The 14,076-nt window shown below is 66.3% G+C and carries 14 protein-coding genes; 11 read left to right on the plus strand and 3 right to left on the minus strand.

Going from position 1 to position 14,076, the window contains the following annotated elements:
- Positions 1–67 precede the first annotated feature (67 nt).
- The gene (locus KZ686_RS06135; RefSeq protein WP_150084461.1) at positions 68–844 is read left to right on the plus strand and encodes an enoyl-CoA hydratase; all 777 of its coding nucleotides are present in this window, start codon (positions 68–70) and stop codon (positions 842–844) included.
- A gap of 93 nt (positions 845–937) precedes the next feature.
- On the opposite strand, the gene KZ686_RS06140 is transcribed toward KZ686_RS06135, so the two are convergent.
- Positions 938–1,342: an acyl-CoA thioesterase gene (locus tag KZ686_RS06140; protein ID WP_149317655.1), complete on the minus strand. Its 405-nt coding sequence runs from the start codon at positions 1,340–1,342 to the stop codon at positions 938–940.
- A 267-nt stretch (positions 1,343–1,609) separates the two neighbouring features.
- On the opposite strand from KZ686_RS06140, the gene KZ686_RS06145 reads away from it, so the two are divergent.
- The 4 genes from KZ686_RS06145 (at position 1,610) to KZ686_RS06160 (ending at position 6,682) form a co-directional block, all read left to right on the plus strand.
- Positions 1,610–3,565 (plus strand): ABCB family ABC transporter ATP-binding protein/permease, encoded by a 1,956-nt coding sequence (locus KZ686_RS06145; protein ID WP_149317656.1) that lies wholly within the window; start codon positions 1,610–1,612, stop codon positions 3,563–3,565.
- A gap of 258 nt (positions 3,566–3,823) precedes the next feature.
- Entirely contained in the window at positions 3,824–4,999 is a 1,176-nt protein-coding gene (locus KZ686_RS06150; protein WP_407648517.1) for an ABC transporter substrate-binding protein, read from the plus strand.
- Positions 4,996–5,907 (plus strand): ABC transporter ATP-binding protein, encoded by a 912-nt coding sequence (locus tag KZ686_RS06155; protein ID WP_226108525.1) that lies wholly within the window; start codon positions 4,996–4,998, stop codon positions 5,905–5,907. Before KZ686_RS06150 ends, KZ686_RS06155 begins: the two co-directional genes overlap by 4 nt.
- 1 nt (position 5,908) lies before the next feature.
- Positions 5,909–6,682 (plus strand): ABC transporter permease, encoded by a 774-nt coding sequence (locus KZ686_RS06160; RefSeq protein ID WP_149317984.1) that lies wholly within the window; start codon positions 5,909–5,911, stop codon positions 6,680–6,682.
- A 16-nt stretch (positions 6,683–6,698) separates the two neighbouring features.
- On the opposite strand, the gene KZ686_RS06165 is transcribed toward KZ686_RS06160, so the two are convergent.
- The gene (locus KZ686_RS06165) at positions 6,699–7,166 is read right to left on the minus strand and encodes an Lrp/AsnC family transcriptional regulator (RefSeq protein ID WP_149317657.1); all 468 of its coding nucleotides are present in this window, start codon (positions 7,164–7,166) and stop codon (positions 6,699–6,701) included.
- 130 nt (positions 7,167–7,296) lie between these two features.
- Positions 7,297–7,947 (minus strand): cysteine dioxygenase family protein, encoded by a 651-nt coding sequence (locus KZ686_RS06170; protein ID WP_265633240.1) that lies wholly within the window; start codon positions 7,945–7,947, stop codon positions 7,297–7,299.
- Positions 7,948–8,114: 167 nt separating this feature from the next.
- Here KZ686_RS06170 and KZ686_RS06175 point away from each other — a divergent pair, with 167 nt between their 5' ends.
- From KZ686_RS06175 to KZ686_RS06200, 6 genes are all read left to right on the plus strand, one after another.
- Positions 8,115–9,089 carry a LysR substrate-binding domain-containing protein gene (locus KZ686_RS06175; RefSeq protein ID WP_149317659.1) on the plus strand — a complete coding sequence of 325 codons (975 nt, stop codon included), beginning with the start codon at positions 8,115–8,117 and terminating at the stop codon, positions 9,087–9,089.
- A gap of 232 nt (positions 9,090–9,321) precedes the next feature.
- The gene (locus tag KZ686_RS06180; protein WP_149317660.1) at positions 9,322–10,626 is read left to right on the plus strand and encodes a Glu/Leu/Phe/Val family dehydrogenase; all 1,305 of its coding nucleotides are present in this window, start codon (positions 9,322–9,324) and stop codon (positions 10,624–10,626) included.
- Between the two features lie 272 nt (positions 10,627–10,898).
- Positions 10,899–11,798, plus strand: coding sequence for a glutamate/aspartate ABC transporter substrate-binding protein (locus KZ686_RS06185; protein WP_149317661.1), 900 nt, complete (start codon positions 10,899–10,901; stop codon positions 11,796–11,798).
- Between the two features lie 76 nt (positions 11,799–11,874).
- The gene (locus KZ686_RS06190; protein WP_006578983.1) at positions 11,875–12,603 is read left to right on the plus strand and encodes an amino acid ABC transporter permease; all 729 of its coding nucleotides are present in this window, start codon (positions 11,875–11,877) and stop codon (positions 12,601–12,603) included.
- A gap of 10 nt (positions 12,604–12,613) precedes the next feature.
- On the plus strand, positions 12,614–13,297 hold the full coding sequence (gene gltK / locus KZ686_RS06195; RefSeq protein WP_149317662.1) for a glutamate/aspartate ABC transporter permease GltK: 684 nt from the start codon (positions 12,614–12,616) through the stop codon (positions 13,295–13,297).
- Entirely contained in the window at positions 13,294–14,028 is a 735-nt protein-coding gene (locus KZ686_RS06200; protein WP_149317663.1) for an amino acid ABC transporter ATP-binding protein, read from the plus strand. The genes gltK and KZ686_RS06200 overlap by 4 nt, the downstream gene beginning before the upstream one ends.
- Positions 14,029–14,076: the final 48 nt, after the last annotated feature.

Raw genomic sequence — 14,076 nt, forward strand, 5'->3', positions numbered from 1 at the left:
AGAGGGGAACATCGCCGGGAACACGGCCAAGAACATCGACGAGAACACCGACCACCAAGGAGACACCATGAGCATCCTGACCCGCATCGAGCAAGGCGTGCTGACCATCGAGTTCGACCGCCTGGACAAGAAGAACGCGATCACCGCGGCGATGTACCAGCAGATGGCCGACGCGCTGCGCGCGGCGGCCACCGACGACGCCGTGCGGGCGATCGTGATCCGCGGCAAGGACGAGATCTTCACCGCCGGCAACGATCTGGAAGACTTCCTGAAGCGGCCGCCGAGCAGCGAGGAGGATGCCGCCAAGGCGCCGGTGTTCCAGTTCCTGCACGAGATCAGCCATGCCGCCAAGCCGCTGGTGGCGGCGGTCAGCGGGCCGGCGGTGGGCATCGGCACCACGCTGCTGCTGCATTGCGACCTGGTCTATGCGGCCGAGGGCGCGCGCTTCTCGCTGCCGTTCGTGCAGCTGGGGCTGTGCCCGGAAGCCGCGTCGAGCCTGCTGCTGCCGCGCCTGGCCGGCTACCAGCGCGCGGCCGAGAAGCTGCTGCTGGGCGAGCCGTTCAGTGCGCAGGAGGCGCAGCAGATCGGGCTGGTGACCCGCGTGGTGGCCGGCGCCGAGCTGCACGACTTCGCGCTGGCGCAGGCGCGCAAGCTGGCGGCGCTGCCGGCGTCGTCGCTGCGGGAAACCAAGCGGCTGATGAAGGGCGCGGATACCGCGCAGATGGAGACGCAGATGGCGCAGGAGGGCGCGGTGTTCCGCCGGCTGCTGCAGTCGCCCGAAGCGAAGGAGGCCTTCACGGCCTTCTTCGAGAAGCGCAAGCCGGACTTCTCGCGGTTCAATTGATCGGGGAAGGGGGCAGGCCACCCCTTCTCCCTGCCCTTCTCCCAGAGGAGCTGGAGGAGAGGGCGGGGTGCACGCGATGCGGCGGCGCCCGTCCTAGACCTTCGGCAGCACCCGCGGCTGCCGTTCCTCGTCGGTCGCCACATAGGTCAGCGTGGCCTCGGTGACCTTGACGATCTCGTTGCTATGGCGCATCCGCTGCGCATAGACCTCGACCTCGACGGTGATCGAGGTCCGCCCTGTCCTGACGATGTCGGCATAGAAGCTGACCAGGTCGCCGACGAACACCGGATGCTTGAACAGGAAGGAATTGACCGCCACCGTGGCGACGCGGCCCTGCGCGCGCTCGACCGCGGGAATCGAGCCGGCGATGTCGACCTGCGCCATGATCCAGCCGCCGAACACGTCGCCGTGCACGTTGGCATCGGCGGGCATCGGCACCACGCGCAGCGCGGGGTTCTTGCCGGGAGGCAGGGACGACAGGGTCTGGGGTTCGCTCATGGTCAATCCGGAAGGCAGCAGGGGCAGCAAGGGCAGTAGGGGCCGATTCACAGGCCGAGTTCATGGGCCAGATCCATAGGCCCCTTCAACAAGCCCGGTTCATGGGCCCGAATCAGGGCCGGTCCAAAACGGGCGGGGCAGAAGGAAAAGCCGGGCGCGTGCAGGGGCAATACTGGGGCAATACTGGGGCAATACAGCGGAAACACAGGCGGAAAACCCCTCGCCCCGAACTCTGCGACAATCGCATATTCGCCCGAATTCTAACGTATGCGACGCTACTCCACGACGGACGAGCCTGCCCCCACGGCGCCGTCCTCGCCGCTGTTCTCCGGCGCGCGCGGCCAGCGCAGCGACTGGCAGACCGTGCGCAACCTGCTTCCCTATCTGTGGCATTACAAGTGGCGCGTGATGCTGGCGCTCACCTGCCTCGTGGCCGCCAAGGCCGCCAACCTGGGCGTGCCCGTGCTGATGAAGCGCCTGATCGACGCGATGAACATCGCGCCCGGCGATCCGCGCGCGCTGCTGGCGGTGCCGGCCGGGCTGATCGTCGCCTACGGCCTGCTGCGGCTGTCGACCACGCTGTTTACCGAGCTGCGCGAGATCCTGTTCTCCAAGGTCACGCAGAGCGCGGTGCGCGAGATCGCGCTGCAGGTGTTCCGCCATCTGCACAGCCTGTCGCTGCGCTTCCATCTGGACCGGCAGACCGGCGGCATGAGCCGCGACATCGAGCGCGGCACGCGCGGCATCCAGTCGCTGATCTCGTATTCGCTGTACAGCATCCTTCCCACGCTGGTCGAGATGGCGCTGGTGATGGGCTTCTTCCTGCTGCACTACGACATCTGGTTCGCCGCGATCACCGGCGGCGCGCTGCTGGCCTATATCGTCTTCACGGTGGTGGTGACCGAATGGCGCACGCACTTCCGCCGCAAGATGAACGAGCTGGATTCGCGCGCCAACCAGAAGGCGATCGACTCGCTGCTGAACTTCGAGACCGTCAAGTACTTCGGCAACGAGGCCTACGAGGCCGCGCGCTACGACGAGAACCTGCGTACGTACAGGACCGCCGCGATCCGCTCGCAGAACTCGCTGTCGCTGCTGAACTTCGGCCAGCAGGCCATCATCGCGATCGGCTTGATCCTGATCCTGTGGCGCGCCACCGTCGGCGTGGCCGAGGGCGTGCTGACGCTGGGCGACCTGGTGCTGGTCAATACGCTGATGATCCAGCTGTACATCCCGCTCAATTTCCTCGGCGTGATCTACCGCGAGATCAAGCAGGCCACCACGGACATGGATCGGATGTTCGTGCTGCTCGGCACCAACCGCGAGGTCGCGGATTCGCCCGATGCCCGCCCGCTGGCCGTGCAGGGCGCCGAGGTGCGCTTCAGCCATGTCGGCTTCGGCTACGACAGCAACCGGCGCATCCTTGACGATGTCGATTTCACGATCGCCGCCGGTACCACCACCGCGGTGGTCGGCCATAGCGGCTCGGGCAAATCGACGCTGGCGCGGCTGCTGTTCCGCTTCTACGACGTCGGCAGCGGCGCGGTGCTGGTCGATGGCCAGGACATCCGCACCGTGACGCAGGACAGCCTGCGCCGCGCGATCGGCATCGTGCCGCAGGACACGGTGCTGTTCAACGACAGCATCTACTACAACATCGCCTACGGCCGCCCGGGCGCGAGCCGCGAGGAGGTCATCGAGGCCGCGCGCGCCGCGCAGATCGACGCCTTCATCCGCGAGCTGCCGCAGGGCTACGACACGCCGGTCGGCGAGCGCGGGCTGAAGCTGTCGGGCGGCGAGAAGCAGCGCGTGGCGATCGCGCGCACGCTGCTGAAGAACCCGCCGATCCTGATCTTCGACGAAGCCACCTCGGCGCTGGACTCGCGCACCGAGCAGGCGATCCAGGCCGAACTGATGCGGCTCGCGCAGAACCGCACCACGCTGCTGATCGCGCACCGCCTGTCCACCGTGGTGCATGCCGACCAGATCCTGGTGATGGACCGCGGCCGCATCGTCGAGCGCGGCACGCATGCCGAGCTGATGCGTGCCGACGGACGCTATGCCGAGATGTGGCGCATCCAGGCGCGCAGCGCGGCGCAGGGCGCGACGTCGGCGGACGGGACGGCCGATGGGGCGGCTGATGCCAACGGCGGCGAACTGGCCCGCATCGAAGGCGCCGCCGCGGTCGCGGCGGACCTCGGCGACGCGACGCAGGACGCCTGAGGTCGAGCCGCAGGCCACTTGAGATCGGCCGAGATCGCCTGACATCGCCCATGGCCGCCTGAGACCGCGTCAGGCGGCCGCCCTCGCATTGTCGACAATGGCCGCGTGCAATCACGCGTGGCCAGGCGCGATGCACAAGTTTGGTTGGACAAACGGACGCGGCCATGCCCCGCTTTGGGGCCGCCTTGATGCGGTTTGGGCTGGCATATCGCTTGCAGACACTGTTCGCGCAAAACAGGCACGAACAGGAGAGCAAACATGCCGCACCACAGGTCGCAACACCAGGATCCGCAGCAGCAAACGCAGCCGCAGGCGCCGCAGGACATGCATCGGGGCGAGGGCGCACGCGGGGCGCAGGCCGGCACGGCGCCATCGCCGCTGCGGCGCCGGATGCTGCGGCTCGGCACGCTGCTCGGCACGCTGCTCGGCACCGCGATGGTGCTGTCGACACAATGGGCCACGCCGGCCCATGCACAGGCGGCGACCAAGGTCCGCTTCCAGCTCGACTGGCGCTTCGAGGGGCCATCGGCGCTGTTCCTGCTCGGCGAGCAGAAGGGCTACTACAAGGCCGAGAAGCTCGATGTGTCGATCGACGCCGGAAATGGCTCGGGCAATGTAGTCAACCGCGTGGCCTCCGGCACCTATGACATGGGCTTCGCCGACCTCGCCTCGGTGATGGAGTTCTACGGCAACAACCCGGACGCGAAGAACAAGCCGGTCGCCGTGATGATGGTCTACAACAACACGCCGGCCGCCGTGCTGGCGTTGAAGAAGTCCGGCATCAAGGCGCCGAAGGACCTCGCCGGCAAGAAGCTCGGTGCGCCGGTATTCGACGCCGGCCGCCGCGCCTTCCCGATCTTCGCCAAGGCCAACGGCCTGCAGGCATCGAGCTTCAACTGGCAGGCGATGGACCCGACGCTGCGCGAGACCATGCTGACGCGCGGCGATCTCGATGCGATCACCGGCTTCTCGTTCACCTCGATCCTGAACCTCAATGCGCGCGGCGTGAAGGACGAGGACATCGTGGTGCTGCCGTACCCGCAATACGGCGTCAAGCTGTACGGCAACGCGGTGATCGCGTCGGAGGACTTCCTGAAGAAGAACCCCGAGGCGGTCAAGGCCTTCCTGCGGGCCTTCGCCAAGTCAGCGCGCGACGTGATCGCCAGGCCGGAGGAGGGCATCAAGGCGGTCAAGGCGCGCGACGGCATCATCGACGAAAAGCTCGAGGTCCGGCGCCTGAAGCTCGCGCTCGACAGCGTGGTCAAGTCGCCCGATGCCCGCGCCGACGGCTTCGGCCGCGTCAACAAGCCGCGCCTGTCGCTGATGGCCTCGCAGGTGGCCGATGCGTTCGGCACCAAGGGCCGGATCAATCCGGATGCGCTGTGGACCGACGCCTATCTGCCGTCGGCGGCGGAACTGGACGTGCTGCGATGACGGCCGACCTTGCTGCATCGGTTGCTGCATCGACTACAGCATCGGCCGCGGTATCCACCACAGTCTGCGGCGGCGTGCCGGGGGCACCGGCCGCACCGCCCGCCGCCGACGCCGAAGCTCCCTTCGTCGACTTCAATCGCGTCTGGCTCGCCTACAACGACGAGCTGGCCCGCCAGGGCGAGTTTGCGGTCGAGGACATCTCGCTGCAGGTGCGGCCGGGCGAGTTCATCGCGATCGTCGGCCCGTCGGGCTGCGGCAAGTCGACCTTCATGAAGCTGGCGACGGGGCTGAAGCCGGCCACGCGCGGCGTCGTGAAGATCGCAGGCGAGAAGGTGACCGGCCCGCTGAAGATGGTCGGCATGGCCTTCCAGGCGCCGACGCTGCTGCCGTGGCGCACCACGCTGCAGAACGTGATGCTGCCGCTGGAGATCGTCGAGCCCTACCGCTCCACGCTGCGGGCCCGCCGCGACGAATACGTCGAGCGCGCCCGCACGCTGCTGCGCACCGTTGGGCTGGCGGGCTACGAGGACAAGTACCCGTGGCAGCTGTCGGGCGGCATGCAGCAGCGCGCGTCGATCTGCCGCGCGCTGATCCACGAGCCGCGCATGCTGCTGCTGGACGAACCGTTCGGCGCCCTCGACGCCTTCACCCGCGAAGAACTGTGGTGCGTGCTGCGCGACCTGTGGCAGGCGCAACGCTTCAACGTGATCCTGGTCACCCACGACCTGCGCGAGGCGGTGTTCCTCGCCGACACGGTCTACGTGATGAGCCAGCGGCCGGGCCGCATCCTGATGCGCAAGCCGATCGAGCTGCCGCGTCCGCGCGATCTCGAACTGACCTATACCGAACCCTTCGCCGATCTGGTGCACATGCTGCGCGAGAAGATCGGCCATGTCCGCCAGCACTGAGATGACCACGCTGACCGATTCGACCCAGCGGCGCGTGGAGCGCGTCGCCCCCTGGCTGCTGCTGGCCGCCTGCCTGCTGCTGTGGCAGGGCGCCTGCATGATCTTCGACGTGTCCGACTTCATCCTGCCCAGCCCGGCAGCCATCGTGGTGTCGCTGGTCGACTACTGGGACGTGATCGCCGTCCATGCGTGGCGCACCTTCTGGACGACGATGGTGGGCTTCGGCATCGCCATCGCGGTCGGCGTGGTGCTGGGCCTGCTGATGGGCTCGTCGCGGCTCGCGTATGCGGCCGGCTATCCCTTGATGACCGCGTTCAACGCGCTGCCCAAGGCGGCCTTCGTGCCGATCCTGGTGGTGTGGTTCGGCCTCGGCGCCGGGCCCGCGATCCTGACGGCGTTCCTGATCTCGTTCTTTCCGGTGATGGTCAATATCGCCACCGGGCTGGCGACGCTGGAGCCGGAGCTGGAGGACGTGCTGCGCGTGCTGGGCGCCCGGCGCACCGACGTGCTGTTCAAGGTCGGCCTGCCGCGCGCGCTGCCGTATTTCTTCGCCTCGCTGAAGGTGGCCATCACGCTCGCCTTCGTCGGCACCACGGTGTCGGAGATGAACGCGGCCAACGAGGGCATCGGCTATCTGCTGGTATCGGCCGGCTCGGCGATGAAGATGCCGCTGGCCTTCGCCGGCCTGGTGGTGATCGCGGTGATGGCGATGGCGATGTACGAGCTGTTTGCCGTGCTGGAGAAGCGGATGACCGGGTGGGCACATCGGGGCTGAGGCCCCGGGGCGATGCTCAAACGTACTCCAGCGGCAGCGCCGTCGTGTACTTGATCTGCTCCATCGCGAAGCTCGAGCTGACGTCGGCCAGCTCGGCGCCCTGGATCAGCCGCTTGTAGACGCGGTCGTAGGCGGCGATGTCGGGCACCACCACGCGCAGCAGGTAGTCGGTGTCGCCGGCCATCCGGTAGAACTCGGTGACCTCCGGGATCGATGCCACCAGCCCGTGAAAGGTCTTGAGCCACTTCGCGCTGTGCTGGTTGGTGCGGACCGACACGAACACGGTGACGCCGACGTTCAGCTTGGCGGGGTCGAGCAGCGCCACGCGCTTGCGGATCACGCCGCTCTCCTGCAGCTTCTGCACGCGGCGCCAGCAGGGCGTCGAGGTCAGGCCGACCCGTTCGGCCAGTTCGGCCACCGGCAGGTCGGCGTTCTGTTGCAGCTCGGCCAGGATCTGGCGGTCGTATCGGTCAAATCGGTCCATCGTGCTGGCTCCATCGGTATGGCGGGATTCGTTGGATCGCGAACGGGCGGCGCCACCGCGCCCAACCACGGCCATCGCGCCTCGCTGCGCCCTCACCGCGCCGCACCGCGCCTCACCGCCTGATGCTGCGCTAGCCCGTCGCCACCAGCAGATTGATGCCGGTGGCGATCTGCGCGGCCTCGACGCCGTACAGATGCAGCGAGACGGCGATGTCGCCGGCCTCGCCGTCGTGCTGGTCCATGTCCTGGGCCATGCCCCTGTCCATGCCCCGGCCCGCATGGCCGAGCGAGTGGATATGGCCAAGCCCCGCCGGCACGCTGAACACCGCGCCCGGCTCCCGCACGACGCCGCCGCTCGGCCGCGCAACTTGCGCCGCCTCGTCCCAGCGGTAGTGCCGCTCGTACAGCGAGCCCTGCAGCACGCGGTAGGCGCACCAGGTGCGGTGCCCGTGCACGGGACTCGCCTGGCCCGGGCGCCAGACCAGCAGCATCGCCGAGAAGCGCGCCATCGGGTCGGCATAGATCAGGTGGCGCGTATAGCCGTCCGGGCTGCCGGCACGCGCGGCCGCGGGCAACAGCGCCAGCAGCGCGTCGGCATCGTCGCCGAGGCAGGCCTGGACCTGCGCCGCCACGCTGCGCGCGCTGTCGTCGAACACCCGTGCCAGCGCCGGCGACAGCGCGGACAGTGCGGACGGTTCGCACGAGGACGGCAGGCCGGCTTGCGGGCCGGCGGCTTGGGGCGACGACAGGCGCGACTGCGGTTCGGCGTGCAGGCTTGGCATGGAAACTCCGAAGGGCAAGAGAGCGGATGGGTCCGATCATAGCCAGCCGGGCCGAGCAAGCCGATCTAAAATGTGGTGCCGAAGCGATCCAGTGGGGAATCATATTCCGCTTCGATCGAGCGTTCTAGAATATTTTTGCGCCGGCGGCCGCCGGGAGATAATGCGCCATGGAAATCAAATGGCTTGAAGACTTCGTCAGCCTGGCGGAGACGCACAGCTTCTCGCGCTCGGCCGAGCTGCGGCACGTGACCCAGCCCGCCTTCTCGCGCCGCATCCAGTCGCTCGAGGCCTGGCTCGGCACCGAGCTGATCGACCGCTCCAGCTATCCAACCAATCTGACCCCGGCCGGCAAGGTGTTCTACGAGCAGGCGCTGGCGATGCTGGCCCAGGTCAGCGAGACCCGTGCGCTGATGCGCGGCCAGCGCTCGGCCAACGCGCAGATGCTCGAATTCGCGGTGCCGCACACGCTATCGCTGACGTTCTTCCCCGAATGGCTGAAGGCGCTGGAGCGGCAGGTCGGCACGCTGGCCTGCCGGCTGCGCGCGCTGAACGTGCACGACGCGGTGCTGATGCTGGTCGAGGGCGGCTGCGACCTGGTGATGGTCTACCACCATCCGCGCCAGGCGATCCAGCTCGATCCCTCGCACTACGACATGCTGGTGCTCGGCGTCGAGCGGATGTCGCCGTTCAGCGTGCCCGATGCCAGCGGCAAGCCGCTGTACCGGCTGCCGGGCACCGACCGCAAGCCGGTGTCCTTCCTCAGCTATACGCCCAACGCTTTCCTCGGCCGGATGGTCGAGATGCTGCTGTCGGACACCAGCGAGTCGTTCAAGCTCGACAAATGCTACGAGACCGATATGGCCGAGGCCCTGAAGGTGATGGCGCTGGCCGGCCATGGCCTGGCCTTCCTGCCCGAGAGCGCGGTGCGGGAGGAGGTCGCGCAGGGCCGGCTGGTGCGGGCAGAGGGCCCGCGCGCGGCGCCGCTGTCGATCGAGATGGAGATCCGGCTGTACCGGGCGCGGCCCGGCGAGCATGGCAACGACCGGCGCGGCAGCCAGCTGCGCCGCAAGCGGGAGCTGGTCGACCGCATCTGGGCCAGCCTGTCGGCCGGCGCGGCGCCGATCGAGGGCGGGGCGGGCTGAGACCTGGGACGGGGCGGGCGGAGTTCGGAGAAGGGGCGGGCTGAGCGCGGGGACGCGCCGCCCACATGGCGTCCCGGCAACGCCCGGCAACGCCCGGCACCCCACTTCGGCGGAGTGGATCGCGCTCTCGCAAGGTTATGCATTTCCGGCATGACCGAATGAACAAACGGCATTGGATTTCCGCGGCGCGGCGCCCCTAAGCTTGTCGCCATTCCATTTCCGGATAACCACGATGTCTTCCGATTCGCCGATCATCACCGCTTCCGCGCATTCCGTCCCCTCCTATCTGAACGCCGACAACCTCGGCCCCTGGGGCATCTACCTGCAACAGGTCGACCGCGTGACTCCCTACCTGGGCTCGCTGGCCCGCTGGGTCGAAACGCTCAAGCGCCCCAAGCGCGCGCTGGTGGTCGACGTGCCGATCGAGATGGATGACGGCACCATCGCCCACTTCGAGGGCTATCGCGTCCAGCACAACACCTCGCGCGGCCCGGGCAAGGGCGGCGTGCGCTTCCACCAGGACGTGACCCTGTCCGAGGTGATGGCGCTGTCGGCCTGGATGTCGATCAAGAACGCCGCCGTCAACGTGCCGTACGGCGGCGCCAAGGGCGGTATCCGCGTCGACCCGCGCAAGCTGTCGCGCGCCGAGCTCGAACGCGTGACGCGCCGCTATACCAGCGAGATCAACATCATCATCGGGCCGAACAAGGACATCCCGGCCCCGGACGTCAACACCAACGAACAGGTGATGGCGTGGATGATGGACACCTATTCGATGAACGAGGGCAGCACGTCGACCGGCGTGGTCACCGGCAAGCCGATCTCGCTGGGCGGCTCGCTGGGCCGCCGCGAGGCGACCGGTCGCGGCGTGTTCGTCGTGGGCGCCGAGGCCGCGCGCAACCTGGGCTTGGAAATCAAGGGCGCGCGCATCGTCGTGCAGGGCTTCGGCAATGTCGGCAGCGTCGCCGCCAAGCTGTTCCACGAGGCCGGCGCCAAGGTCATCGCGGTGCAGGACCACAAGACCGCGCTGTTCGACCCGGCCGGCCTGGACGTGCCGGCGCTGATCGAACACGTCGCGCACAACGGCACCATCGACGGCTTCCGCGCCGAGACCATCAGCGCCGAGCAGTTCTGGCAGACCGAGAGCGAGATCCTGATCCCGGCCGCGCTGGAAGGCCAGATCACCGCCGCCAACGCGCCCCACATCAAGACCCGCATGGTCATCGAGGGCGCCAACGGCCCGACCACGCCCGAGGCCGACGATATCCTGCGCGAGCGCAATATCCTGGTGGCGCCGGACGTGATCGCCAACGCCGGCGGCGTCACGGTGTCGTACTTCGAATGGGTGCAGGACTTCTCCAGCTTCTTCTGGACCGAAGAGGAAATCAACCAACGGCTGGTACGGATCATGCAAGAGGCGTTCCGCTCCATCTGGCAGGTCGCGCAGGAGAACAAGGTCACGCTGCGGACCGCGGCGTTCATCATTGCCTGTACCCGTATCCTGCAGGCGCGCGAAATGCGCGGCCTGTATCCCTGATCGCCCAGCGCGAAATCGGGGCAATCGGACCCGCGCCGGGGCATGCGCCATGCTGCGATGCACCAAGGCGGGGTCCGGACGACAAGCGAGGCGGCAGCCGGAGATTCCGGCTGCCGCTTTTTTTATTACAGCCGCGTGGCGCAGCCGATTGCCGGACAGCGGCGGCTAGGGAAATACCCGTTGTATTGCAGCGTCGGCTTGCGCAATACTATTTCGTCGGCGGCACGTTTCTTGTTAGAGTCCCGCCTTTCTCTCATGGTCAAGGAGATGTTATGAAGGTTGCCAAACTGGCTGCGCTGATGATTGCGGCAGGCGTGCTGTGCGGTACCGCACAAGCGGCCGAGCAATTGACCGGCACGCTGAAGAAGATCAAAGACACGGGTGTCATTACGCTGGGCGTGCGGGAATCGTCGATTCCCTTCAGCTATAACCTCGGCGGCGTCCGCACCGTCGGCTATTCCTATGACATCAACGTCAAGATCGTCGAGGCGATCAAGGACCAGCTGAAGCTGCCGAATCTGCAGGTCAAGGAAATTCCGATCACCTCGCAGAACCGCATTTCGCTGCTGCAGAACGGCACCATCGATATCGAGTGCGGCTCGACCACCAATAACCTCGACCGCCAGAAGCAGGTTGCCTTCAGCAATACCATCTTCATCATCGGCACCCGCTTCATGACCAAGAAGGACAGCGGGATCAAGGACTGGGCCGACCTGAAGGGCAAGAACGTCGTCACCACCGCCGGCACCACGTCCGAGCGCCTGCTGCGCACGATGAACGACCAGCAGAAGCTGGGCATGAACATCATCAGCACCAAGGACCACGGCCAGTCGTTCCTGACGCTGGAGTCGGGCCGCGCCGCCGCCTTCATGATGGACGACGCGCTGCTGTACGGCGAGCGCGCCAAGGCACGCAACCCGGCCGACTGGGTCGTCACCGGCAAGCCGCAGTCGCGCGAATCGTACGGCTGCATGCTGCGCAAGGACGATGCCCCGTTCAAGAAGGTCGCCGACACGGTGATCGCCAATCTGATGAAGAGCGGCGAGATCAACAACCTCTACGCCAAGTGGTTCACCCAGCCGGTGCCGCCGAAGGGCCTGAACCTGGACTTCCCGATGTCCGACGACATGAAGGCACTCATCAAGAACCCGAACGACAAGGCGCTCGACTGATTCGGCTCCAGTCACGCGTGTGAAACGGAAGGCGTGCGCGAAGGCATGTCCTTCCGTTTCTTTTTGAGGACGCATCATGAATTACAACTGGCATTGGGGTGTTTTCCTCGAAGAAGCCGCGATGAACGAGACCTATCTCGACTGGATGATTTCCGGTCTGAAGGTCACCATCGCGCTCGGCCTGACTTCGTGGGTAATCGCCCTGATCATCGGCTCGATTCTCGGCGTATTGCGCACGGTTCCGAATAAATTCCTGTCGGGTATCGCGGCCACCTACGTCGAAATCTTCCGCAATATTCCGCTGCTGGTGCAGCTGTTCATCTGGTATTTCGTCGTTCCCGAATTGCTGCCGTTCGGCGAATCGATCAAGCAGATGAATCCGTTCACCCAGCAATTCCTGGCCGCGATGTTCTGCCTCGGCACCTTTACCGCCGCGCGGATCTGCGAACAGGTGCGCTCGGGCATCAACTCGCTGCCGCCGGGACAGCGCAACGCCGGCCTGGCGATGGGCTTCACGCTGCCGCAGACCTATCGCTACGTGCTGCTGCCGATGTCGTTCCGCGTCATCGTGCCGCCGCTGACCTCCGAATTCCTGAACATCTTCAAGAACTCGGCGGTGGCGTCGACGATCGGCCTGCTGGAACTGGCGGCGCAGGGGCGCCAGCTGGTCGACTACACGGCGCGGCCGTACGAGTCCTTCATCGCGGTCACGCTGATGTACGCGCTGATCAATATCGTCGTCATGCTGGGAATGCGCTGGGTGGAAAAGCGCACGCGCGTGCCGGGCTTCATCGGCAGCAAGTAAGGGGAACGCGATGGCTTATTCATTCGATTTCACCTCGATCAACGCCGATACGCTGCACGTGCTCGGCGAGGGCATGATGGTGTCGCTCAAGATCACCGCCACCGCGGTGGTGGTCGGCATCGTCTGGGGCACCATCCTGGCGATGATGCGCCTGTCCTCGGTCAAGCCGCTGAACTGGTTTGCGCAGGGCTACGTCACCGTGTTCCGCTCGATACCGCTGGTGATGGTGCTGCTCTGGTTCTTCCTGATCATTCCGCAGGTGCTGCAGGGCATCTTCAATCTGTCGCCCGCGACCGATCTGCGCATGACGTCCGCGCTGGTCGCGTTCGCGCTGTTCGAGGCGGCCTATTACTCGGAGATCATCCGTGCCGGCATCCAGAGCGTGTCGCGCGGGCAGATGTACGCGGCGCAGGCGCTCGGCATGACCTATGGGCAGACCATGCGGCTGGTGGTGCTGCCGCAGGCGTTCCGCAACATGGTGCCGCTGCTGCTGACGCAGGGCATCATCCTGTTCCAGGATACCTCGCTGGTCTACGTCAGCGCGCTGGCCGATTTCTTCGGGCAGGCGTATGGCATCGGCGAACGCGATGGCCGCATCGTCGAGATGCTGCTGTTCGCGGGTCTGGTCTATTTCGTGATCTGTTTTTCCGCATCGTTGCTGGTCAAGCGATACCAGAAAAAGGTGGCTGTATGATCGAAATCAATAACGTTTCCAAGTGGTACGGCTCCTTCCAGGTGCTGACCGATTGCACCACCCGCGTGGCCAAGGGTGAAGTGGTGGTGGTGTGCGGCCCGTCCGGTTCGGGCAAGTCCACGCTGATCAAGACCGTCAATGCGCTCGAGCCCTTCCAGAAGGGCGAGATCTTTGTCGACGGCACCCCCGTTGGCGGACCGAAGACCGATCTGCCGAAGCTGCGTTCGCGCGTCGGCATGGTGTTCCAGAACTTCGAGCTGTTTCCGCACCTGTCGATCACCGAGAACCTGACCATCGCGCAGATCAAGGTGCTGGGCCGCTCGCGCGACGAGGCGATGGCCAAGGGCATGAAGTACCTGGAGCGCGTGGGCCTGAAGAACCAGGCCAACAAGTTTCCGGGTCAGCTGTCGGGCGGCCAGCAGCAGCGCGTGGCGATCGCGCGCGCGCTGTCGATGGATCCGATCTGCATGCTGTTCGACGAGCCGACCTCGGCGCTGGACCCCGAGATGGTCAATGAAGTGCTGGACGTGATGGTGCAGCTGGCCCACGAGGGCATGACGATGATGTGCGTGACCCACGAGATGGGCTTTGCCCGCAAGGTGGCGAACCGCGTGATCTTCATGGACCAGGGCCGCATCGTCGAGGACACGCCGAAGGAGGAGTTCTTCGGCAATATCGAGGCGCGTTCGGAGCGGGCGCGCCAGTTCCTGTCGAAGATCCTGCAGCACTGAGCAGAGGGCTCCCTCTCCCCCGGCCCCTCTCCCGCTTGCGGGAGAGGG

Source organism: Cupriavidus cauae (assembly GCF_026210475.1).
Taxonomy (GTDB): domain Bacteria; phylum Pseudomonadota; class Gammaproteobacteria; order Burkholderiales; family Burkholderiaceae; genus Cupriavidus; species Cupriavidus cauae.